This window comes from Gordonia oleivorans (assembly GCF_040044975.1).
Classification (GTDB): domain Bacteria; phylum Actinomycetota; class Actinomycetes; order Mycobacteriales; family Mycobacteriaceae; genus Gordonia; species Gordonia oleivorans.
The window spans coordinates 128,870-149,807 of the sequence record NZ_JBDZDI010000004.1; the positions used below are offsets into that span (position 1 = coordinate 128,870).

Genomic DNA, 20,938 nt, shown 5'->3' on the forward strand with positions numbered 1-20,938 from the left:
TCATGCCGCATTCTTGCGCGGGCGGCCGCGCGGACGCTTACGCGCCACCACGGTGCCGCGGTCGAAGATCTCGCCACCCCACACGCCCCACGGCTCGGCGCGCTCGAGCGCGGCCTGCAAGCAGACCTCGCGCAGCGGGCAGTCGACGCACAATGCCTTGGCACGCTCGAGGTCGCGGGGATCCTCGGCGAACCACAGGTCGGCGTCGGTGACCTGGCAGGGCAGTTCGGGGGCGTGGCCAACCGCGTCAGCGCCGAGGGCGGCGACACCGTCGGCCGGCATACAGGAGTCGAGGACGCATTCGGTCGTCATAACTGTTCTCCACCTCGTGATCGGTTTCATCGGATTGTTCGACCCGAGCCTCCGGCGGAGTCGCCCCGACGGTGATGTCAAGGCGGACAACGAAAAAGGCCACGGGTTCGCTTGGTGCGATTCGCCCGTGGCCGAAAATCTGACGCTTCTCTAGCGTCTCGATCTGCGGAAATGTACGGGGAACCGCGTGCTCGCTCGAGCTGCGATGGCCGCGGGTGCGGTCAGTGGCATCTCGACAGCCGGTACGGCGATGGCGCCGATCGGTTGGGCGGCACGATGCGAGCAACGTGCATCGAGCCAGAAGCGGTCTCGATGCGCGTACGTGCCTAGCTGCGCAGAACACTTCTGTTCCGCAGCGTTGACGATGATTCCGTTCACTGATCCACTCCTTTCGGTCTCGATGATGACTGTTGCTGTCGCATCCGCTGGGATTCGGCCCGCCCGCTCGGCGCACACGAACACTCCCCGTGCTGATGTGCGTACCAGCCTAAGGGTGCCGCGACATTCCGCACAACCTATTTTTGACCTGCACTTTTGACGATCTCGATGACGTCGGCGCCGTACTTGTCGAGCTTGCTCGCCCCGATCCCCGGAATCGCCACCAGTGAATCGTCGTCGGTGGGCTGCTGCTCGGCGATGGCCAGCAGCGTCTTGTCGGAGAACACCACGAAGGCCGGTACGTCATTCTCCGCGGCCCGCCGCTTGCGCCACTCCTTGAGGGCGACGAGCAGATCGTCGTCGAGATCCGACGGACATCCCTCACAGCGACCCAGCAGGGTGGCGGTCGAGTCGATCAGCCGGGAACCGCAGACCCGGCAGGTCGGGCCGCGCCGGAGTTTGCGTTCCGGCGCGATCCGCGAGGCGGGCGAATCGTCGGGGATCAGACCGGAGAGGAACCTCGAACGGCGGCGGGCCCGGCCGCCCTCGTTGCGGGCGGTCGCCCAGGACACCTGCAGATGTTCCCGGGCCCGGGTGACACCGACGTAGAACAGCCGACGCTCCTCCTCGACCGCCTCGGGTGATCCCTTGATCGCCTGGCTGATCGGCAGCGACCCCTCGGTGAGCCCCACCAGGAACACCGCATCCCACTCCAGGCCCTTGGCCGCGTGCAACGACGACAACGTGACACCCTGCACCGTCGGTGGGTGCCGGGCCTGCGAACGGGTCTGCAATTCGGCGACCACGTTGCTCAACGTCAGATCCGGATTCTCGGCGACCATGTCGTCGGTGAGCTCGACCAGCGCCTTCAGCGACTGCCACCGCGCCTTGGCCTGCGCGCCCGTGGGTTCCTCGTCGGAGAGCCCGAGTTCGCCGAGCACTGCGCGCACCACCTCGGGCACGTCGACGCCGTCGCGGACCCCGCGTTCGGCGGCCACCCCGAGCTGCCGCATCGCCTGGCGCACCTCGGTACGGGTGAAGAACGCCTCCCCACCGCGCACCTGATAGGCGATGCCCTGCTCGGTCAGCGCCTGCTCGTGATTCTCCGACTGCGCGTTGACGCGGTAGAGGATCGAGATCTCCGACGGCGAGACACCGTCGTTGATCAGCTTCTTGATGCGTCGGGCGACGGCGGCGGCCTCCGCGGGCTCGTCGTCGTAGTCGACGAACCGCGGTTGCGGTCCCGGCGCGCGCTGTCCGATCAGTTCGAGACGGGTGCCCGCGATCCGGCCGTGTGCGGCGCCGATCACCCGGTTGGCCAGGCCCACCACCTGCGGCGTCGACCGGTAGTCGCGGACCAGCCGGACCATCGTCGCCTCCGGGAAACGGCGCGGAAAATCGAGGAGATAGTCGGCCCGGGCTCCGGTGAAGGTGTAGATCGTCTGATTGGCGTCGCCGACGACGGTCAGATCGTCACGCTCCCCGAGCCACGCGTCGAGCAGGCCCTGCTGCACCGGGGTGACGTCCTGGTATTCGTCGACGACGAAACAGCGGTAACGCGAACGGAATTCCTCGGCCACGCCCGGGTCGACGTCGATCATCTGCGTCATGTAGATCAGCAGGTCGTCGAAATCGAGGAGCCGGTCACCCTCGGGTGAGACCTTCGAATCCTCGTAGGCGGCATAGACCTTGGCGACCTGCTCGGGCGCGGCCGGCGTCTCGCGCTGCAACCGCGCGGCGGCGGCCACATAGCCTTCCGGACCGATGACCGAGGCCTTGGCCCATTCGATCTCGCTGAGCAGGTCACGCACCGTGTCCGTGGAGGTCCCCAGACCGGCCCGCCGGGCGGCACGTCCCATCAGCGGGAACTTGTTGTCCAGCAACTCCCACCGGGCGTCGCCGAACACCCGGGGCCAGAAGTAGCGCAGTTGCCGCAGTGAGGCGGCGTGAAAGGTCTGTGCCGACACCGACGGGCCTGCCGCACCGATTCCCAAGGAGCGCAACCGGGTTCGCATCTCCCCCGCGGCGCGCGCGGTGAAGGTGACCGCCAGCACCTGCGACGGATTGACCTGACCGGCGTCGATCAGATGGGCGATACGCCGGGTGATGGTGCGGGTCTTGCCGGTGCCCGCCCCGGCCAGCACACACACCGGCCCCCGGGGCGCGAGCACCGCTTCGCGCTGCTCGGGATCGAGACCGTCGAGGATCCCGCCGGAGGACGGAGCTGATGGCCCGGAAGCGGAGTCGGTGGAGCGTTGCGGCACGCCTCCACTATGTCAGCCGACACCGACACCGGCATCGGCCCATCCACACCCCACGCCCACCCCCACGTCATCGCGGGATGAGCGTCACACCCCCAGCTTGGCCTTGACCTCGTTGACCGACGGGTTGGTGGCGGTGCTGCCGTCGGCGAACAGAACCGTGGGCACCACGTGATTGCCGCCGTTGACGCTGCCGACGAACTCGGCGGCCTCCGGATGGGCCTCGATGTCGATCTCGGTCCACTCGATACCGGCACTGCGCAGACCGGTCTTGAGTCGGGCGCAGAAACCGCACCAGCTCGTGGTGTACATCGTCAGGGCAGCGTTGGACGTCGTGTCACTCATGGCACCCATAACACCACCCTGCGCCGAACTGTTCCGGACTGGGGACCGCCGGCACGTGACTGCCGCCGGCTCAGACCTCGTGTCCGGCCCACGCGGTGATCAGTGACCGCGCGATCGAGATGGACCCGGGCAATAGCAGCCGCGGCCCGGAATCGTCGTCGGGCACCGGATCGCCCCGCATCCACTCGTCGCCACGCGCGAGTGCCTCACGCACCTCGTCGCGGTGGAACCACACGGCGTCGCCGATCTCGCCGTCGAGGAACCGCAGCGGTTCGGCCGGATCGGCGAGCGCACTGAAACCCAGCATCAGCGACCGCGGGAACGGCCACGGTTGACTGCCCAGGTAGCGGGGCTCGGTGACGGCGAGCCCGACCTCCTCGTGCACCTCCCGGATCACGCACTGCTCCAACGATTCTCCCGGCTCGACGAAACCGGCGAGGGTCGAGTACCAGCGATCCGGCCACACCGCCTGACGGCCGAGGAGGATCTGATCGGCACCGTCGTGCACGACGGTGATGATCGCCGGATCGGTGCGTGGGAATTCGTCGGCGCCGGTCTCGACGTGCCGACGCACCCAGCCACCCCGGGCCGGTCTGGTCGCGCCACCGTCGACCGGCGAAAAGCGGGCGGCGGCATGCCAATTCAGGATTCCGAGGGCGGTGGCCAGCAGGCCCGCCTCATCCGCCGACAGCCGGACCGCACCGCGTCGCGGATCGGCGGTCCGCCCGTCGAGCGAGTCGACCCGCAGGGCCCACAGGTCGGTGTCGGTGTGCGCGAGGAACACCGCGTCCTGCGGTGGCGCGTCGCCGAATTCGGCGGCGGGCATCCACGCCAAGCCCCGTGCGTCGGTCACCGGGTACCGGCCGTCCGGTCCGATCGGCAGGACCAGCGCCGTGGGCCATCCGGAGGCCATCCGCGCCGGATCGTCGCGGATCTCGTCGGCGCGGTCGAAGGTGCCACGCGACAGCAGCGGGGGTTGATCGAAGACGAACTCACCCATGTCAGTCGCCCGCACTCTTGCGGATGTAGAGCAGGCGGTCGCCCACCTCGATCTGCTCGACCTCGCTGGCGTCGACCCGGTGCAGGACCCCGTTGCGGACGACGCCGAGCACGATGTCGCGGGTATGCGCCGGGGAGCCGCCGGTTTCGGTGGGGTCGACCTCACGTTCGGCGATCGCATATCCGGCATCCGGTGTCAGCAGGTCCTCGATCACCTCGACCACCGACGGCGTCATGGTGGCGATGCCCAGCAACCGGCCCGCCGTCTCCGAGGACACCACCACCGAGTTGGCGCCGGACTGACGCATCAGATGGGTGTTTTCCGATTCCCGGATGGAGGCGACGATCTTGGCGCGCGGATTGATCTCCCGCGCGGTCAGGGTCGCCAGCACTGCCGTGTCGTCGCGGTTGGTGGCCACCACGATGCTCGCCGCATGCGCCACCCCGGCCAACCGGAGGATGTCGGACTTGGTGGCGTCACCGCGCACCGTCACCAGGCCGTCGGACTCCGCGGCCTCCAGGACGGTCGGATTGGCGTCGACGACGACGATGTCGGCCGGCTTGATGCCGTCGCCGATCATCGCGTCCACCGCGGTGCGTCCCTTGGTGCCATAGCCGATGACGACGGTGTGATTGCGCAAGTTGTTCCTCCAGCGCTGGATCTTGAGGGCCTGACGAGAACGTTCGGTCAGCACTTCGAGCGTGGTACCGATCAACACGATCAGGAACAGGACGCGCAGTGGCGTGATGATCAGCAGGTTGATCAGCCGCGCCGACGGCGTGTACGGAGTGATGTCGCCATAGCCCGTGGTCGACAGCGTGACCGCCGAGTAGTACATCGCGTCGAGGAACGACAGCGAATTCTCCTGCACGTCCCGGTAACCGTCGCGGTCGACGTAGACGATGATGGCGGTGGCGAACAATGCGATCACCGCGAAGACGACACGCTTGCCGATGGCGCGGCCGGGGCTCTGCCGCAGCTCGGGGATCCGGATGACACCGACGAGGGCGTAGTCGGGCCCCTCGGAGAGGTCTTCCCCGGTGAATCGGCGACGCAGCCCCCGCGCCCGCGCTCTCATCGGCAGTACCTCCGGTGTGTCACACGAAGAGAATCTAGCTCATCGGGCCAGCAATGCGGCGAGTGCGGCCGCATCGGGGAGGTCGTCGGGGGAAAAGATGTGGCCGTGGCGCACATAGTGGAAGGCGGCGCCGACGCGTTCGGTCGGCACACCGGCCAGTTGCGCCCAGGCGATGCGGTAGGCGGCGAGTTGGATGATCAGTGACGACAGTTCCGGCGACGCGGTCGGGACGGCACCGGTCTTCCAGTCGACCACCGTCCACGATCCGTCGGGTTCGGCGAAGACGGCGTCGATGCGACCGCGGATCACCGTCTCCCCGATCACCGTCTCGAACGGCACCTCCACCTCGCTGGGGCTGCGCGCGGCCCAGCGCGACGCGAGGAACGCCTCGCGCAGCGCGTCGAGTTCGGTGTCGGGTGCCGCGCTCTCGTCGGCGGCGCCGGGGAGTTCGTCGATGTCGAGCAGCCTGCTCGCCCCGAACCAGCGTTCCACCCACGCGTGAAAGGCGGTGCCGCGCCGGGCGATCGGATTGGGCCGAAACGGCACCGGCCGCCGCAGTTTCCGGGCGAACGCCCGTTCATCGGAGTCGAGATCGACCAGCTGACTCACCGACAGATGCGACGGCAACTCCACGTCGACGACGGCCTGATTGCTGCGGTGATGTTCGGCGAGCAGTGCATCGACCTCCGCGGTCCACGTATCGATCTCGCCCACACCGCCGACCGCGTGCTCGTCGCCATCATCCGGCGTGGTCGGCGGTGCGTCGAACAGGGATGGCGCCTCACGCGCCGCCAGTTCGTCGAGCACCAACCGGGCCGCCGCCGTCACCGCGTCACGTTGCTCGCCGAGCCGATCCGGCGGCCAGGAGCGGGCATCGACGACGTCGGCCAGCGGATTGTCGGCACCGTCGGGCGGATCCGGCGCCAGCACGTCGATCCTCAGGCCGTCGGCGTCGGTACCGGATTCGATGCTGCCGGATTCGATGGTGGCGGATTCTATGGTGGCGGTGACCAACGCGAGGAGTTCGTCGAAGAACACCGACCCGCCGCGCGGCGAGGTCGACGTCTCCGACCAGTGGTGGGCGGAGATCAGCAGGTCGTGTCGCGCCCGGGTGATCGCGACGTAGAGAAGTCGCCGGTCCTCCTCGAGTCGCCGTTCGGCGATGGCCTCCTTGTGCTCGGTGAGGGCGTCCTCGAGTTCCTTACGATCGGCCACCCGACTCAGGTCGAGTACCGGAAATCCTTCGGCGGCACCGGATTTCGCGGCGGCCGCAGCACGCTTGCCCGCCTCCGGGCCCCGCGGATCGGCCACCGCCAGATCACCTCGCAGCGGCCCGGGAAGCTCCCGCGCGCTGCGCATCCAGGTGGTCTCGGACTTGGAACTGGGAAAGATCCCGTCGGCCAGATGCGGCAACACCACCACGTCCCATTCGAGCCCCTTGGCGGCGTGCACCGTCAGGATCTGCACCCGCTGCTCGGCGACCTCCACCCGGCCCGGCTCGAGTCCCTTCTCGATCGTCTCCGCGGTATCGAGGAAGGCCAACAGGCCCGGCAGGGTGGCGCCCGGCCGTTCGGCGTAATGGGTGACGTAGTCGGCGAAGGCGTCGAGGTGCTCGCGCCCGGTGATCGCTCCGCGCATGCGTCGGGCCCGGATCTGGGCCTCCACCGCCACCCCGATGGTGGTCTCCACGTCGGCGACGAGTTCGGGCAGCGGCTGGCCGATGCGGCGTCGCAGCGATTCCAGTTGCGCCCCGAACGCCCGGATCCGCGCAAACCCTTCGGCGCTGTAGGCCTCCGGATCACCGGGATCGGCCACGGCGTCGGCGATCCCGGCACGATCGACGATCTCGGCGGGCAGGACCGCGTCGAGCGCATCGTCGAGCTGTTCGCGGGTGGTGACCACACCACCCGCGGCGATCTGTCCGGCGGCCAGGTCGGTGGCCCGCCGCCACAACGCCGCGAGGTCACGGGCGCCGATCTGCCACCGCGCGCCGGTGAGCAATCGCATGGCGGCGGTGCCGGCCATCGGATCGGCCATCAGCCGCAGCGTGGCCACCACATCGGTGATCTCCGGGACGTGCAGCAGCCCGCCGATGCCGACGACCTCGGCGGGAATGCCACGCCGTTCCAGTTCGGCGGCGATCGGGGCCGAATCCTCGTTGCGGCGCACCAGGACCGCGACGGTGGGCGGCGCGGAGCCGTCCTCGACGCGGTACCGTGCGGCCACCTGATCGGCGATCCAGTTGCGCTCGTCGATGATCGTCTCGGTCAGCGCCATCGTCACCGTCCCGGAGTCCGCGTCGGGCCGCGGGCGCAACACACTGACCGGCACGCCACGGCGTCGTAATTCCTCGGAGGCGGCGTTGGCCAAACGCAGCGTCTGCACCGGATTACGCCAACTCGTCAGCAGTTCACGCCGACGTGCCGGTGTCCCGTCCGCGCACGGGAAGTCGGTGGCGAAGCGGGGCAGGTTGGCGGCCGAGGCGCCGCGCCAGCCGTAGATCGACTGGATCGGGTCGCCGACGGCGGTCACCGCGATCGGGGCGCCGCGCGCGGTATCGCGGCCGCCGAACAGCGCCGACAGCAGCACCCGCTGCGAGTGCCCGGTGTCCTGATACTCGTCGAGCAACACCGCCTTGAACGATTGCCGTTGGGCCGCAGCCACTTCCGGATGCCCGGCGACGAGTCGGGCGGCCAGCGACATCTGACTGCCGAAGTCGAGGACCGCCTGCTCGGCCATGGTGCGCATCAGGGTGGCCACCAGCGGCAGCAGTTCGCGGCGTTCGTCGATGACCTCCTGCACGGTGCGCAGCGCGGCATTGGGTCCGCCACGTTGACGAGGCCCCTTGGGCAGCTCATCGACCATCCGGTAGAGGTCATCGCCCCACTCGGCAAGCGTGTCGAGATCCACCAGGTGCTCGGCCATCTCCCCGTAGAGGCGCAGCACCGCCTCGGTGACACTCGCCGGCATCTTGGTGGTGTGCAGGTCACCGGTCCAGGTGGACACGATCGAGAACGCCATCTGCCACAACTCGGTCTCCGACAGCAGCGTCGCATGCGGTTCGACCGGCAGGAGCAATCCGTAGTCGGCGATCAGCCGCCCCGCGTACGCGTGGTAGGTGCTCACCTCCGGATCGCCGGCCCGCAGCCGCGCGGCGAGGCTGCCGTCGGGATCCCAGCCGATCAGCGCCGGCGATCCGGCGAGCATCGACAGTCGCCGTCGGATGCGTGCGCCGAGTTCGCTGGCCGCCTTCCGGGTGAAGGTGAGCCCGAGGATCTCGTCCGGCCCGACGATCTGATTGGCGACCAGCCACACCACCCGCGACGCCATGGTCTCGGTCTTGCCCGCACCGGCACCGGCGACCACCAGCATCGGTTCGCTGGGCGCCTCGATGACCTCGATTTGTTCGGGGGTGGGCGGCGGCAGCCCGAGCGCAGCGGCCAGCGACGTCGCCGGGATACGATGCCGCACAGCGCTATCGCGGTCAGTCATCGGTGACCGCCTTGCCACGCAACTGGGCCGGACAGCTCGTGACGAGCCCGCAGTGCGCACAACCGGCGTTCGGGGTCGCTCGGAACTCCGGTCCGATACCCGAGCGGGCGGCATGACGGACGACGCTCACCCACTCGTCGAGCAGTTCCGGCGTCAGCGCCGGCTGATCCCGTTGCGCCGCACCGGTGGACCGGTTCGCCGAGGACACATACACCAGCCGCCCACCCCCGGGCTCGACCGATTCCCCGGCGAAATCCCGTGCGCCACCGTGCGCGATGGCCACCTGATAGGCCGCCAACTGTGGGTGTTCGGCGGCGTCGGCCTTGGACACCGGCGTCTTGGCGGTCTTGACGTCGACGATGACCGGACGTCCCTCCGTGTCGCGTTCGAGACGGTCGACGCGACCACGGAGCCGGATCGGGAGATCGGATCCGTCCTCGGCCGGGACCTCGCCGGCCGGTTCGGCCGCCGGCGCGATCGTCGCGTCGATGACCGACTCGACGCCCACCTCGGTGAGATCGGCACGCGAGACCCGCAGCCATTCACGGAAATTCACCAACATCGCCTCGGCGCGTTCGAGTTCGTGCGCCGAATGCCAGACGGCTCCGACCTCGACGCGATCCCAGATCTCACGCAGCGCACCGGTCACCTCGTCGGGGTCGATCTTGCCGGCCACGGCCTGCACCAGGGTGTGCACGAGGCTGCCCGTGAGCGCGGGGGTACCGTCACCGTCGCGGCCGCCGTTGCGTTCGAGCACCCACCGCAGCGAGCAGTGCTCCAGCTGGTCGACGTTGGAGGGAGACAACGTCACCGGGCCGTCCTCGCGCCGCCACAGTGGCGCGCCGGTACTCGATCCGGACAGCCCGAACCACTCCCGCGGGTGTGCGCCGGCGATGTCGGAGTCGGCCAGCCGGGCCAGCAACTGCGCGGCGGCGCGAGTGCGTTCGTCGGGCTCCCCCGCCTCTGGGCTTCCCGCCTCCATTCCCCCGACCACCACCGACCGCAGCGTCGCCACCAGCGACGGCAACGACAAGACGCGGTCCACACCGGGGTCGATCGGCAGGTCCGACTCCGGGTCGGTGTCGAGCGAATCGCCGTCGGCGGGCTCCGCGTCACCGCCGCCGCGTCGTGCGTCGGCGCGCAGCGCGTCGGCGATCTCGGCGAGGAATCGCGAGGGCGACGAGTCCCCACCGCCGTCCTCGACCGCGGTGATGAGGAGTCGGCGTCGCGCACGGGTACAGGCGACCAGCAGCAGCCGGCGTTCGTCGGCGAGCGCGCCGGCGCCGCGCGCCACCTTGTCCACCGCGTCGGGATCGATGCCGTCCAGGATGTCGACCAATTGCGCTGTGGCCAACACACTTCCACGGCTGCGCAATGACGGCCAGAGCCCGTCGAGCACGCCGGCCACCGCGACCACCTCCCATTCGCGACCGGCTGCGGCGTGTGCGGAGAGCACGGTGACCGACTCCGCGGCGGCGGCCGGGGTGCGGCCGTCGCGCGGGATCTGCAGCTGGGACAGGTAGTGCACGAAGCCGGCCGGACCGGCGGCCGGAAGATTGTCGGCGAATCCGCCGGCCGCCTCGAACATCGCCATCATCGCGTCGAGATCGCGATCGGCCTGCTCCCCGGCCGGGCCACCGCGGATGGCGGCCCCCGCCCAGCGCCGTTCCAGACCGGTGGCCTGCCAGGCCGCCCACAGCGTTTCCTCGATGCCGCGGCCGGCGACGTGTGCGGCCACACCCGCACCGATCACCCCCAGCGCCCGCGACAGCGGCGCACCCTCCTGCTCGGTGAGCGCGGCCAGGTAATCGGCACCGAGATCCGGATCGAGCAGGGCCAGCCGCAACGAGGTGAGGGTGTCGCGGTCGGCGCGGTCACCGCCGGCCCGCTCGTCCCGGCGCCGGATGCCGCGACGCAACCGCCGCATCGCCCCGGGATCGGCCATCCCGACCGGCCCGCTCACCAGCGCGACGGTGTCCTCGACGGAAAAGTCCTCGTCCCCCGGCTCACCGAGGTCGCGGGCCGCGACGACCCGCAACACCAGCATCAACGCCGCCACCGAACGCTGACGGTGCAACGGAAGATCGGTGGTCGGCGTCGTCAGCGGCACCCCGGCCGACCGGAATGCGCGGCGCAACGCCGGCAACGCGAGGTGCGCGGACCGGACGATCACCGCCATCTGCGACCACGGCACCCCCTCGAACAGGTGGGCACGCCGCAGCAGGTCGGCGACCGCGGTGGCCTCCTTGGCGGCCGAGCTGAACACCCGCACCGAGGCGCCCCCGGGTATGACCTCAACGTCGCCGTCGTCCGTACCGTCGATGTGCGGAAACGCGTGCGGCCGGGCCCCCGGCAGCCGGGCGGTCAGCGCCCGCCCGACGACGGCGATCTGGCGATGATGACGGAAGTCGCGGTCGAGCACGACGTCGCGCTCTGTGCCCGGCTCCACCAGCTCGTCGGCGAAACGTGCACTGGCACCGCGGAATCCGAAGATCGACTGATCGGAGTCGGCGGCGATGATCGTCGACGACGTGCCGGTGCCGATCAGTTTCACCAGGGCGGCGGCCTGCGGGTCGAGGTGTTGGGCGTCGTCGACGATGAGGTGCCGGATGCGGCGACGCTGCCCGGCGAGGAGCTCCGGATCGGTCGCGAACGCCGACAGCGCCGACCCGACCAATTCGGCCGCGTCGACCGCGGGTGCCGACGCGCCCGGTGTCTGCGAACCGACCGCACCGCGCAGCAGCATGTTCTGCTCGTATTGGGCGTAGGCGTGCCCGGCGGCGACCCACTCGGGGCGGCGATGACGACGTCCGAGGGCGGCGAGTTCCTCCGGGCCGACACCGCGTTCGGCCGCGCGCATCAGCAGATCACGCAGGGCCTGGGCGAATCCGTCGGTACCCAACGCCGGACGCAGATGTTCCGGCCAGTAGAGGGCACCGTCCTCGATGTCACCGGCGAGGAGTTCCCGCAGCACCACATCCTGCTCGGACCCGGTGATCAGACGCGGGGGCGGATTGCCGTGGGCCTGCGCCTGCAAACGCAGGATCGCGAAGGCGAACGAGTGCACGGTGCGGACCAGGGGTTCGCGCAGGGCCCCGCCGAGCGCCGGGGAATCGGATGTGGCGGCCAGGACCCGGCGGGTGATCTCCTCGCGCAGGGCGACGACGGCCCGTCGGTTCGCGGCGAGGACCAGCACCGACTCCGGGTCCGTTCCGGGTCGCGTCAGTCGCGCGACGCTGGCGTCGACCACGAGCGCAGTCTTGCCCGAGCCCGGACCGCCGTGCACCCGGTACGGCCGCCACGGCTGCGCCGCCGCCTGCCCCGCGCCGGCATCGGAGGCCGCATCGATGTCGTCGATCATGGTCTGCACGTGCGGTGCCCAGCTCCGGGGCGTCACCTCGTAGCGGCCCGACCCCACCAGATGCGCGCGCAGCGCCGTACCCCCGGAACCGCCCGCCGCCTTCTCCGGCCGACGGGTACGCCGCTTACCCGTCCCGGACGCGGCCGGGCCGGCGGAGGTGGAACGTGTGCGGGCCATGTGTCCATGCAAGCATGCCCCACCGACACATCCGTTCCGCGGCGCCGTACGGCACAATCGTCGGGGTGAGCGGACTGCAGCACGTCGAGTTCGGTGATCGCACCGGCCCCACCGTCCTTGCGCTGCACGGCCTCACCGGCCACGGGTTGCGCTGGGCGCCGCTGGCCGACGAACACCTGCCCGACCTCCACGTCGTCGCCCCGGATCTGCTCGGACACGGGCATTCACCCTGGCGCCCGCCCTGGTCGATCGACGATCACGTCGCCGCGTTGTCGGCCTTCGTCGACGCCACCATCCCCGCCGGGAAACGTCCGCTGATCGTGGTGGCCCACTCGTACGGCGGGGCGCTCGCCATCCATCTGGCCCACGAGCGACCCGATGCCGTCGGCGGGCTGGTGCTGCTCGATCCGGCGCAGGGACTCGACCCCGGGTTCGCGTTGACCGTCGCCACCGACAGCCTGCAGAACTGGGATTATCCCGACGCGGCGGCGGCGCGGGCCGCCAAACGCTCCGAGGGCTGGGCCGAGGTCTCCGACGCCATCCTCGACGCCGAGATCGCCGCGCATCTGATCGACCTCCCCAACGGGCGGGTCGGTTGGCGGGTCAGCGCCCCGATGGCCGCGACCGCGTGGAGTGAGATGAGCCGCCCGGCAGTCCTTCCGCCGGCCGGACTGCGAACCCACATCGTCGTCGCCGATCGTGTCGACCCACCGTTCGTCGGTTCGGACTTCCTCACCGACTGCGCGCGAGACCGCGGCCCCGAGGTCGAGATCCATCACGCCGACTGCGGCCACATGGTGCCCTTCGACGCACCGGAGTTGACGGCGTCGCTGATCAGATCACTGCTGTGAGTGCGATCACCGACGACGACGTCGAACGCGTGCGCGCGCTCGTCGCGGCCATCCCGCCGGGGCAGGTGAGCACCTACGGCGATCTCGCCGAGGCCGCCGGATTGTCCTCACCGCGCATCGTCGGCGCGATCATGCGTACCGATTCGGCGGATCTCCCGTGGCATCGGGTGATCTCGGCGAGCGGGCGCCCGGCGGCCCACCTCGCTCACCGGCAGCTCGACCGACTGGCGCAGGAGGGCGTCCCGATTCGCGACGGCCGCGTCCTGCTCCGCGAATGTCGTTGGGAAGCCCCACTTTAGAGAAGTCAGACCGGAGCGGATCAGCCCTACACCATCAACCGCACGATATCGACGACCCGCTTCAACCCCGGCAGCGCGCCGGCGGTGGACCGCGGATGCAGGGCATGAACGGCGAGGCGGAACATGGTGGCGCGCAACATCATCTGCGGCCACTCCGGCTCATCCGACCATCGCTGGACCAACTCGTCGTCGGCGCCACCCCAGGCCAGCGAATCCACCACCACGACGGCGGCGGCCCACGACGCCGGACGCCAATACGGCACGATGTCGGTGATCCCCGGCGCCGCCGCCCCGGCGAACAACACGGTGCCGAACAGATCCCCGTGCACCACTTGGTTTTTCAGATCGACATTCTTACGCAGCGAGGCGAGGGTCTTGAGGATCTCGATACTCTCCTGGCCATCCGGCGACGTCGGCTCCGCCATCCCCGCCGCCCGCGCCGAACGCATCGGCACGTCCTCCCACGCCGCCCGGTCCGCGGCCGCGAAGACGTCTACGTCGGTATGCGGGGGCGCCGGCTGCTGCAACAGGAAGCGGGGACGCTCGAGATCGGCGATCGCCACATGCAGCCGCTCGGCCACCGACACCACCTCGTCGTGCCGCGGCTCCGGGGCGCCCGCGATATAGGTATCGGCCCGCCACCCCGACACCACATAACGGCCGTCGGTGGCGCGGAACGGCCGGGCAATACGCAGACCCTCGACAAACAGGTTCTCCCGCACCGACGCCGACCACGCGGCGCGCGCGTGATCGGGCACCAACGACAGCACCACTTCACCCACGCGCCATCCACCGACCCAGGTATCGCCCATCGCGATGGGCGGGTGGGCGGTCAGCCCGAATGTGTTGAGCACATGCTCGGGCGGCTCGACGCTGTTCACGTCTGCAGAGATTACCTCCGGTCACCGCCCGATCACGTGCAGCGACGCGGCGACATGCTCGATTCCCCGGCGTGAACCGACCGGGGAGTCAGTACACCGGCAGTTCCTTGTCCACCTGATTGGCCCAGGCGGTGATCCCGCCCTGCAGATGACGAGCATCGGCGAACCCGGCACGCTTGAGCGCGGCCAGGGCCTCCGCCGACCGGATACCGGTCTTGCAGTACAGCACCGTCGGACGATCCTGCGGGATCTCGGCGAGCGCCGCCCCCGACAGGATCCGGTCCTTCGGGATCAACGTCGCACCGTCGATGTGCACGATCTCCCACTCGACCGGCTCGCGGACATCGATCAGCGCGAGCTTCTCCCCCGCGTCGATCTTCTCCTTCAACTCCACGGCCGTCAGCGTCGCACCGGCAGCGGCCTGCGCCGCCTCATCCGACACGACACCGCAGAACTCCTCATAATCGATGAGGCCCGCGATCCGCTCACCCTCGGGATCCTTGCGGATCCTGATGGTGCGGTAGGTCATGTCGAGGGCGTCGTACACCATCAGACGGCCCAGCAACGGCTCCCCGATACCGCAGATCAGCTTGATCGCCTCGGTCCCCATGATCGACCCGATCGACGCGCACAGGATGCCCAGCACCCCGCCCTCCGCACACGACGGCACCATGCCCGGCGGCGGCGCCTGCGGATACAGATCGCGATAGTTCAGGCCACGCCCATCCGGCGCGTCCTCCCAGAACACCGACGCCTGACCCTCGAACCGATAGATCGACCCCCACACATACGGCTTGTGCGCCAACACCGCGGCATCGTTGACCAGATACCGCGTGGCGAAGTTGTCGGTGCCGTCGAGGATCAGGTCGTACTGCGAGAACAACTCGATGGCCCCTTCGGGTTCGAGTCGCTGATCGTGGATGTGCACGGTGACGAACGGGTTGATCTCCGCGATCGAATCCCGCGCACTCTCGGCCTTCGGCCGCCCCACATCCGACTGCCCGTGAATCACCTGACGTTGCAGATTCGACTCGTCGACCACGTCGAATTCGACGATGCCGATCGTGCCCACACCCGCCGCCGCCAGATACAACAGCGTCGGCGAACCGAGGCCACCGGCCCCGATCACCAGCACCTTCGCGTTCTTCAGGCGCTTCTGCCCCTCCATCCCGACATCCGGGATGATCAGGTGCCTGCTGTAGCGCGCAACCTCGTCATTGGACAATTCGGCCGCGGGTTCCACCAACGGCGGCAAGGACGACACGGTACGGGCCTCCCGAAATAGATCAACCAAGAACTGGTGAGCACAACGACGGCCCGGACCCGGTCATTCCCCTCAGGTCGACGAACGCTCCGGGAACGGCCACGGATTGGGCTTGCAGACGAACGAGCGATCCGCCTGCGAGATGTCCGGATCGAGCAGGATCAGCCCCGAATTCGACGTTCCGTACGACTGCTGCATCATCACCGGCGCCAGAGCCCCGTTCGCCGGGCACGGCACGTGCTTCTCGTAACCGATGCCATGGCCGGTCTCGTGGTTCACCAGGTACTGCCGGTAGGCGACGTCGTCACCCTGATACGACGTGGCGCCACGCACCCACCGGGCCTCATTGATCGTCACCCGTTCCATCGGCGGATAGAAGCACGACGTCTCCGCCTGAACCTGGTACCCGCACAGTTCGCGCGTCGTCGCCGACGACGTCAACGAGATCCGCAGATCCGGCTCGCCCCGATCGATCCGCCGGAACGAGACCTTGCCGTCGCCGATCCAGCTGCGCTGATTGGCCAGGGTCGCATCGACCATCCGACCGAACACCCGGTCCCCGCCATAATCGGCCGGCGTCAGCCCGTCCTCCACCTCGACGGTGTAGGTGTACACCTGACCACCGCTGCCGACCTGCGCGGTCGTACCGGGGACGACGTGAAATGTCTTCTTCCCGTCGACGGTGAAGTGGCCACCCTCCGGTAACACGGCCGCGGCCAGATCGACACCCTGCCCATCCCCGGTCGGCGCACCGATCGCACGGGTCTGCGTCGTCACGTTGGCGTTGCGCGACATCGGATCCGGGGTGATCGGCGCCGACGAATCGTCGTCACCGGTGTCCCGCACCGTGAACACCAACAACACGATCGTCAGGATCACCAGCATCGGGATCGCATACGCGCGCCAGCCGTAGGTCGTGACGAAACGCCCCACCGCGCTCTGCTTCTTCCGGGTCGACACCGCATCCCGATCCGACCGTTGCCGCCCACTGTCATCGGTCGGATCCCAGCGGGCCCGCAACGGTTGATCCGGAATCGGGCGACGACGCATCGGCGACTCGCCGGTCCCGGTATCGCCGACGCCGGTCTCACGATCGGCACGGCGAGCACCACCCGAGCGCGTACTCGACCGGGCCCGCGACGCACGCGGACCCACATCCCTGGCCCGGACCCGACCGCTCGCATCGCTGCCGGCGCCGGCGAAACCAGGCCCGCTCGCATCGCTGTCGGCGCCCCCCAAACCGGGCCCGCTCGCTTCGCTCCCGGCGCCCGGCACGTCATCTGTGCGGCTCACGGTTCACACCCTCTCACAGCGACAAGCCACTACCACGTAGGACATGAACCGACATCGACGATCCCTGTGCATTCACGTGACGTCTCACTCGGTGATCCGGGGGCCATCGCCGAGGTTCACCCGAGTACCCTCGAACCATGTCTACCGCCGCAAACGTGTCCTCCGGACGCAATGGCGCCCGCCTGCCACGGAGTGCCCGGCGCCTGCAACTTCTCGAGGCCGCGAGCGAGATCTTCGTCGAACGCGGCTATCACTCCGCAGGCATGGATGAGATTGCCATCCACGCCGGCGTCAGCAAGCCGGTCCTGTACCAACATTTCCCGTCCAAGCTCGACCTCTACATCGCCGTCGTCGACTCCCACGCCGAAAAACTGGTCGTCGACGTCAACAACGCACTACTCACCACCACCGACAACCGGCAACGTGTCCGAGCCGCCGTCCAGGCGTTCTTCGACTTCATCGACTCCGACAACTCCGGCTATCGCCTGATCTTCGCCTCCGACGTGATGGATCCGGCCGTCATCCGGCGCACCGAAGGTGCCACCGAGGCCTGCGTCGACGCGGTGTACGGGCTGGTCATGCACGATTCCGGACTCGACCCCTACCGGTCCCGGATGCTGGCCGCCGGACTCGTCGGCGCCAGCCAGGTCAACGCCCGCTACTGGCTCGAGGCCAAGCGGCCCATCGACAAGCAAACGGCCGTCGACACCACGGTCGCACTGCTGTGGGGCGGTTTGTCCCACGTACCGCGCAACGACCTCGGTGACCCGGCCGACGACGACGGCTCGTTCGCCGCCGAATAGACACAGGCGCCACGCCTGCCACCCCATACAAAAGCGCACCGGGCCCCTTCGGCCTCGGTGCGCTTTTCGTTGTCCGGCAGCGGGTCAGGAACCGAATCCGACCCGACGATTCTCGGCGGCGCCGACCTCGACATAGGCGATCTTGGTGACCGGCACGAGGTACCGGGCGCCACGGTCGTCGGTCAGGGTCAGCAGCTGTTCCTTGCCCGTGAGGGCCGCCTCCACCGCCGCGAGGGCCTTGTCGCTGTCCAGGGGCGACTGGATCGCCAATTCGCGGGGGCTGTCGGTGATACCGATCTTCACTTCAATGGTCATGGCCACCCTCTCTACGGCTTTCGTCGACATCACTGCGTGTCGAACACTCGGCTCGACGACGCTCGCGCCACGATCGGGCACGACCACGCCTGCGGCACCAGATTAATCGAGTCACGCGCGCCGGTGGCACCCACTCCGCTCACAGCGAAACGCGCACGGTCCGATGGCAGGTCAGCCCAGATCCATGTCCGACATCCGCTCGGCGTGACGCGCCGTCATCGAGTCGAAGAAGTCGGCGACGCCGGACAACGACGACGTCCCCGAGAACAACAGGTCCATCACGCCTTCCTCGGCGGCCAGCACCCACTGCGCATGGGTCACCGCCTCGCCGAGCAACCGCCGTCCCCACAGTGTCAGCGGTGAGCGCAATGCCGGATCGGCCGCGATCGCCTTGCGGACCTGATCGCGGGCGAACTGCGAATTGCCGGTCTCGGCCATCACCTCGGAGATGACGTCGTGGGCCGCCGGCGGCAGCATCTCGGCGAGTTCGACGTAGAAATCGGCCGCCAGTCCGTCACCGACATACGCCTTGACCAGCACCTCGAGCCAGGTCTGCGGCGTGGTCGCCTCGTGATACTGGTCGAAGACGTTGCGATACCGCACGACCGATTCGGCCGGGTCCAGACCCCGACGGGTCACCTGCTCACTCAGCTTCTCGAAGTGGGCGATCTCCGAGGCCGCCATCCGGGCGATCGCGATGCCGCTGGGCACGTCGGGGGCCATCGCCGACTCCTCGATCAGCCGGTAGAAGGCGGCGTACTCGCCGGCCAGCAGCACGGCGAACAGGTTGCCGACGGCAGGGTCCTCCTGCCCGGCGGAGTCGGCCGGCAGTTCCGCGGCGGGGTCGGTCGGCACGGGCTCGGAGGAGGCGGAGGGCGTCGACATGCCCCGATGGTAACGGGCCACCGGGCCGACCACGTACACTCGTGGTCGGTGTAGTACCGCGGACAACGGCGCTCGGGGGTCAAGGCCACCTGAGCCCGGACCGTCGCCAGGTCGCCGTCCGGCGCCCGACTCGTTCGCGGACCACCAGAAATGTGCGCGCACTTCGAGCCCACTGTCGCCCGCCGCGGCCTTTCCGCCGCGCGGTGACGCCGCGAGACGCCGGTATCCGTGGAACCCTTCGTGCGTGCTCGACCACACATGAAAGGCTCCACAACCCCATATGAGCGACTCCGACGTGCAGACAGACGACACGCAGACAAGCGATGCCCAAACAAGCGATGCGCAGACCGACGACGTCCAGACGACCATCGTCGACGACACCCACACCTCGCCCACCTTCGCCGATCTCGGCGTCGACGACCGCATCGTCGACGCCCTCGCCAAGGACGGCAAGACCCACACCTTCGCGATCCAGGAACTGACCCTGCCACTGGCGCTCGCCGGCGACGACCTGATCGGCCAGGCCCGCACCGGCATGGGCAAGACCTACGGCTTCGGTGTGCCCCTGTTGCACCGGCTCGTCCATCCCGAGCAGTCCGGTGTGCGACCACTCGACAACACCCCCCGCGCCCTGGTCATCGTTCCCACCCGCGAACTGTGTCTGCAGGTCACCGGTGACCTCGAGGTGGCCGCGAAGACCCTCGACGTGACACTTCCCGACGACACCCAGCGCCCGCTGAAGATCACCGCGATCTACGGCGGACGGCCCTACGAATCGCAGATCTCCGAGCTGCGGGCCGGCGTCGACGTCGTCGTCGGCACCCCCGGTCGCCTCCTCGATCTCGCGCAGCAGGGTCACCTGATCCTGGGCAAGGTGTCCGTGCTGGTGCTCGACGAGGCCGACGAGATGCTCGACCTCGGCTTCCTGCCCGACATCGAACGCATCATGGCGGCACTGCCCGAGAAGAAGCAGACGATGCTGTTCTCGGCGACGATGCCCGGTCCGATCGTCACCCTGGCCCGCACCTTCCTGCATCGGCCCACCCACATCCGCGCCGAGCACGCCAACGACTCGGCCGTGCACGAGCGCACCACGCAGTACGTCTTCCGCGCGCACGCCCTCGACAAGGCCGAACTGGTCGCCCGCATCCTGCAGGCCGACGGCCGCGGCGCGACGATGATCTTCACCCGCACCAAGCGGACCGCCCAGAAGGTGGCCGACGACCTCGCCGAACGCGGCTTCTCTGTCGGCGCGGTCCACGGCGACCTCGGCCAGATCGCCCGCGAGAAGGCGCTCAAGAAGTTCCGCACCGGTGAGATCGACGTCCTGGTCGCCACCGACGTCGCCGCCCGCGGCATCGACATCGACGACGTCACCCACGTCATCAACTACCAGTGCCCCGAGGACGACAAGACCTACGTGCACCGCATCGGCCGCACCGGTCGCGCCGGCCGTACCGGCACCGCGATCACCCTGGTCGACTGGGATGAGCTGCACCGCTGGGAGCTGATCAACTCCGCCCTGCAACTCGGTGTGCCCGAGCCGGTCGAGACGTATTCGACCTCGGAGCATCTGCGCGAGCAACTCGGTATCCCCGCCTCGGCCACCGGCCGCATCGCCAAGCCGAAGCGCGAACGCGACTCGGCGGACGCCGACGCCGGTGAACGCCGCCCCCGGTCGGAGCGACCGGCCCGCACCCGGACCCGTCGCCGCACCCGCGGGGGTCAGACGGCCAACGGCGACACCGCCGCGGCGGGTGCCGCGTCGCCGGCGGCCACCTCGGATGACGCTGCCGCCGACGCCGGATCGACGGGGTCGGAATCGGCCGATCCCGCAGCGCGCAAGCGTCGACGCCGGCGCGGTGGTTCCCGCCGCCGAAGTGGCGCCGGCGCGAGCGCGGGCGACTCCTCGTCGAGCCCGGTGGCCTCCGCCGAGTAACCCG

At 69.2% G+C, this 20,938-nt stretch carries 16 protein-coding genes; 4 read left to right on the top strand and 12 right to left on the bottom strand.

Translation table 11 applies throughout. The features are described from left to right. The 7 genes from ABLE92_RS08790 to ABLE92_RS08820 form a co-directional block, all read right to left on the bottom strand. On the bottom strand, nt 1-312 hold the full coding sequence (locus ABLE92_RS08790) for a WhiB family transcriptional regulator (protein WP_348804367.1): 312 nt from the start codon (nt 310-312) through the stop codon (nt 1-3). A 515-nt stretch (nt 313-827) separates the two neighbouring features. Further along, nucleotides 828-2,954 (bottom strand): UvrD-helicase domain-containing protein, encoded by a 2,127-nt coding sequence (locus ABLE92_RS08795; RefSeq protein ID WP_348804368.1) that lies wholly within the window; start codon nt 2,952-2,954, stop codon nt 828-830. Between the two features lie 84 nt (nt 2,955-3,038). Next, nucleotides 3,039-3,305, bottom strand: coding sequence for a mycoredoxin (locus ABLE92_RS08800; protein ID WP_348804369.1), 267 nt, complete (start codon nt 3,303-3,305; stop codon nt 3,039-3,041). Between the two features lie 61 nt (nt 3,306-3,366). Beyond that, nucleotides 3,367-4,296, bottom strand: a complete 930-nt coding sequence (nudC, locus tag ABLE92_RS08805; RefSeq protein WP_348804370.1) for an NAD(+) diphosphatase — start codon at nt 4,294-4,296, stop codon at nt 3,367-3,369. 1 nt (nt 4,297) lies between these two features. Continuing rightward, entirely contained in the window at nt 4,298-5,374 is a 1,077-nt protein-coding gene (locus ABLE92_RS08810) for a potassium channel family protein (RefSeq protein WP_348804371.1), read from the bottom strand. Nucleotides 5,375-5,413: 39 nt separating this feature from the next. Next, nucleotides 5,414-8,866 (bottom strand): ATP-dependent helicase, encoded by a 3,453-nt coding sequence (locus ABLE92_RS08815; protein ID WP_348804372.1) that lies wholly within the window; start codon nt 8,864-8,866, stop codon nt 5,414-5,416. After that, on the bottom strand, nt 8,859-12,404 hold the full coding sequence (locus ABLE92_RS08820) for an ATP-dependent helicase (RefSeq protein WP_496560782.1): 3,546 nt from the start codon (nt 12,402-12,404) through the stop codon (nt 8,859-8,861). The genes ABLE92_RS08815 and ABLE92_RS08820 overlap by 8 nt, the downstream gene beginning before the upstream one ends. Nucleotides 12,405-12,469: 65 nt before the next feature. Between ABLE92_RS08820 and ABLE92_RS08825 the strand changes: the two genes are divergently transcribed. Both ABLE92_RS08825 and ABLE92_RS08830 read left to right on the top strand, forming a co-directional pair. Further along, nucleotides 12,470-13,255 (top strand): alpha/beta fold hydrolase, encoded by a 786-nt coding sequence (locus ABLE92_RS08825; protein WP_348804373.1) that lies wholly within the window; start codon nt 12,470-12,472, stop codon nt 13,253-13,255. Continuing rightward, nucleotides 13,252-13,554: an MGMT family protein gene (locus ABLE92_RS08830; RefSeq protein WP_348804374.1), complete on the top strand. Its 303-nt coding sequence runs from the start codon at nt 13,252-13,254 to the stop codon at nt 13,552-13,554. Before ABLE92_RS08825 ends, ABLE92_RS08830 begins: the two co-directional genes overlap by 4 nt. 26 nt (nt 13,555-13,580) lie before the next feature. On the opposite strand, the gene ABLE92_RS08835 is transcribed toward ABLE92_RS08830, so the two are convergent. From ABLE92_RS08835 to ABLE92_RS08845, 3 genes are all read right to left on the bottom strand, one after another. Next, complete coding sequence (locus ABLE92_RS08835) at nt 13,581-14,435, bottom strand: TIGR02569 family protein (protein WP_348804375.1); 855 nt, start codon at nt 14,433-14,435, stop codon at nt 13,581-13,583. Between the two features lie 88 nt (nt 14,436-14,523). Further along, on the bottom strand, nt 14,524-15,699 hold the full coding sequence (gene moeZ, locus ABLE92_RS08840; protein ID WP_348804376.1) for an adenylyltransferase/sulfurtransferase MoeZ: 1,176 nt from the start codon (nt 15,697-15,699) through the stop codon (nt 14,524-14,526). 72 nt (nt 15,700-15,771) lie between these two features. Further along, nucleotides 15,772-16,992 (bottom strand): DUF3152 domain-containing protein, encoded by a 1,221-nt coding sequence (locus ABLE92_RS08845; protein ID WP_425476237.1) that lies wholly within the window; start codon nt 16,990-16,992, stop codon nt 15,772-15,774. A 137-nt stretch (nt 16,993-17,129) separates the two neighbouring features. Between ABLE92_RS08845 and fasR the strand changes: the two genes are divergently transcribed. Next, on the top strand, nt 17,130-17,795 hold the full coding sequence (gene fasR, locus ABLE92_RS08850; protein ID WP_348804377.1) for an HTH-type transcriptional activator FasR: 666 nt from the start codon (nt 17,130-17,132) through the stop codon (nt 17,793-17,795). Nucleotides 17,796-17,879: 84 nt separating this feature from the next. On the opposite strand, the gene ABLE92_RS08855 is transcribed toward fasR, so the two are convergent. Further along, nucleotides 17,880-18,110: a DUF3107 domain-containing protein gene (locus tag ABLE92_RS08855; RefSeq protein ID WP_348804378.1), complete on the bottom strand. Its 231-nt coding sequence runs from the start codon at nt 18,108-18,110 to the stop codon at nt 17,880-17,882. Between the two features lie 171 nt (nt 18,111-18,281). Then, complete coding sequence (locus ABLE92_RS08860; RefSeq protein WP_348804379.1) at nt 18,282-18,995, bottom strand: ferritin-like fold-containing protein; 714 nt, start codon at nt 18,993-18,995, stop codon at nt 18,282-18,284. A gap of 280 nt (nt 18,996-19,275) precedes the next feature. Here ABLE92_RS08860 and ABLE92_RS08865 point away from each other — a divergent pair, with 280 nt between their 5' ends. Continuing rightward, on the top strand, nt 19,276-20,934 hold the full coding sequence (locus ABLE92_RS08865) for a DEAD/DEAH box helicase (protein WP_348804380.1): 1,659 nt from the start codon (nt 19,276-19,278) through the stop codon (nt 20,932-20,934). Nucleotides 20,935-20,938: the final 4 nt, after the last annotated feature.

Bases quoted from the DNA above. Each gene is read 5' to 3' on its own strand.
- ABLE92_RS08820 (WP_496560782.1), bottom strand. From the start codon at position 12,404: ATGGCCCGCACACGTTCCACCTCCGCCGGCCCGGCCGCGTCCGGGACG.
- ABLE92_RS08810 (WP_348804371.1), bottom strand. From the start codon at position 5,374: ATGAGAGCGCGGGCGCGGGGGCTGCGTCGCCGATTCACCGGGGAAGAC.
- nudC (WP_348804370.1), bottom strand. From the start codon at position 4,296: ATGGGTGAGTTCGTCTTCGATCAACCCCCGCTGCTGTCGCGTGGCACC.
- ABLE92_RS08860 (WP_348804379.1), bottom strand. From the start codon at position 18,995: ATGTCGACGCCCTCCGCCTCCTCCGAGCCCGTGCCGACCGACCCCGCC.
- ABLE92_RS08815 (WP_348804372.1), bottom strand. From the start codon at position 8,866: ATGACTGACCGCGATAGCGCTGTGCGGCATCGTATCCCGGCGACGTCG.
- ABLE92_RS08855 (WP_348804378.1), bottom strand. From the start codon at position 18,110: ATGACCATTGAAGTGAAGATCGGTATCACCGACAGCCCCCGCGAATTG.
- ABLE92_RS08800 (WP_348804369.1), bottom strand. From the start codon at position 3,305: ATGGGTGCCATGAGTGACACGACGTCCAACGCTGCCCTGACGATGTAC.
- ABLE92_RS08790 (WP_348804367.1), bottom strand. From the start codon at position 312: ATGACGACCGAATGCGTCCTCGACTCCTGTATGCCGGCCGACGGTGTC.
- fasR (WP_348804377.1), top strand. From the start codon at position 17,130: ATGTCTACCGCCGCAAACGTGTCCTCCGGACGCAATGGCGCCCGCCTG.
- ABLE92_RS08865 (WP_348804380.1), top strand. From the start codon at position 19,276: ATGAGCGACTCCGACGTGCAGACAGACGACACGCAGACAAGCGATGCC.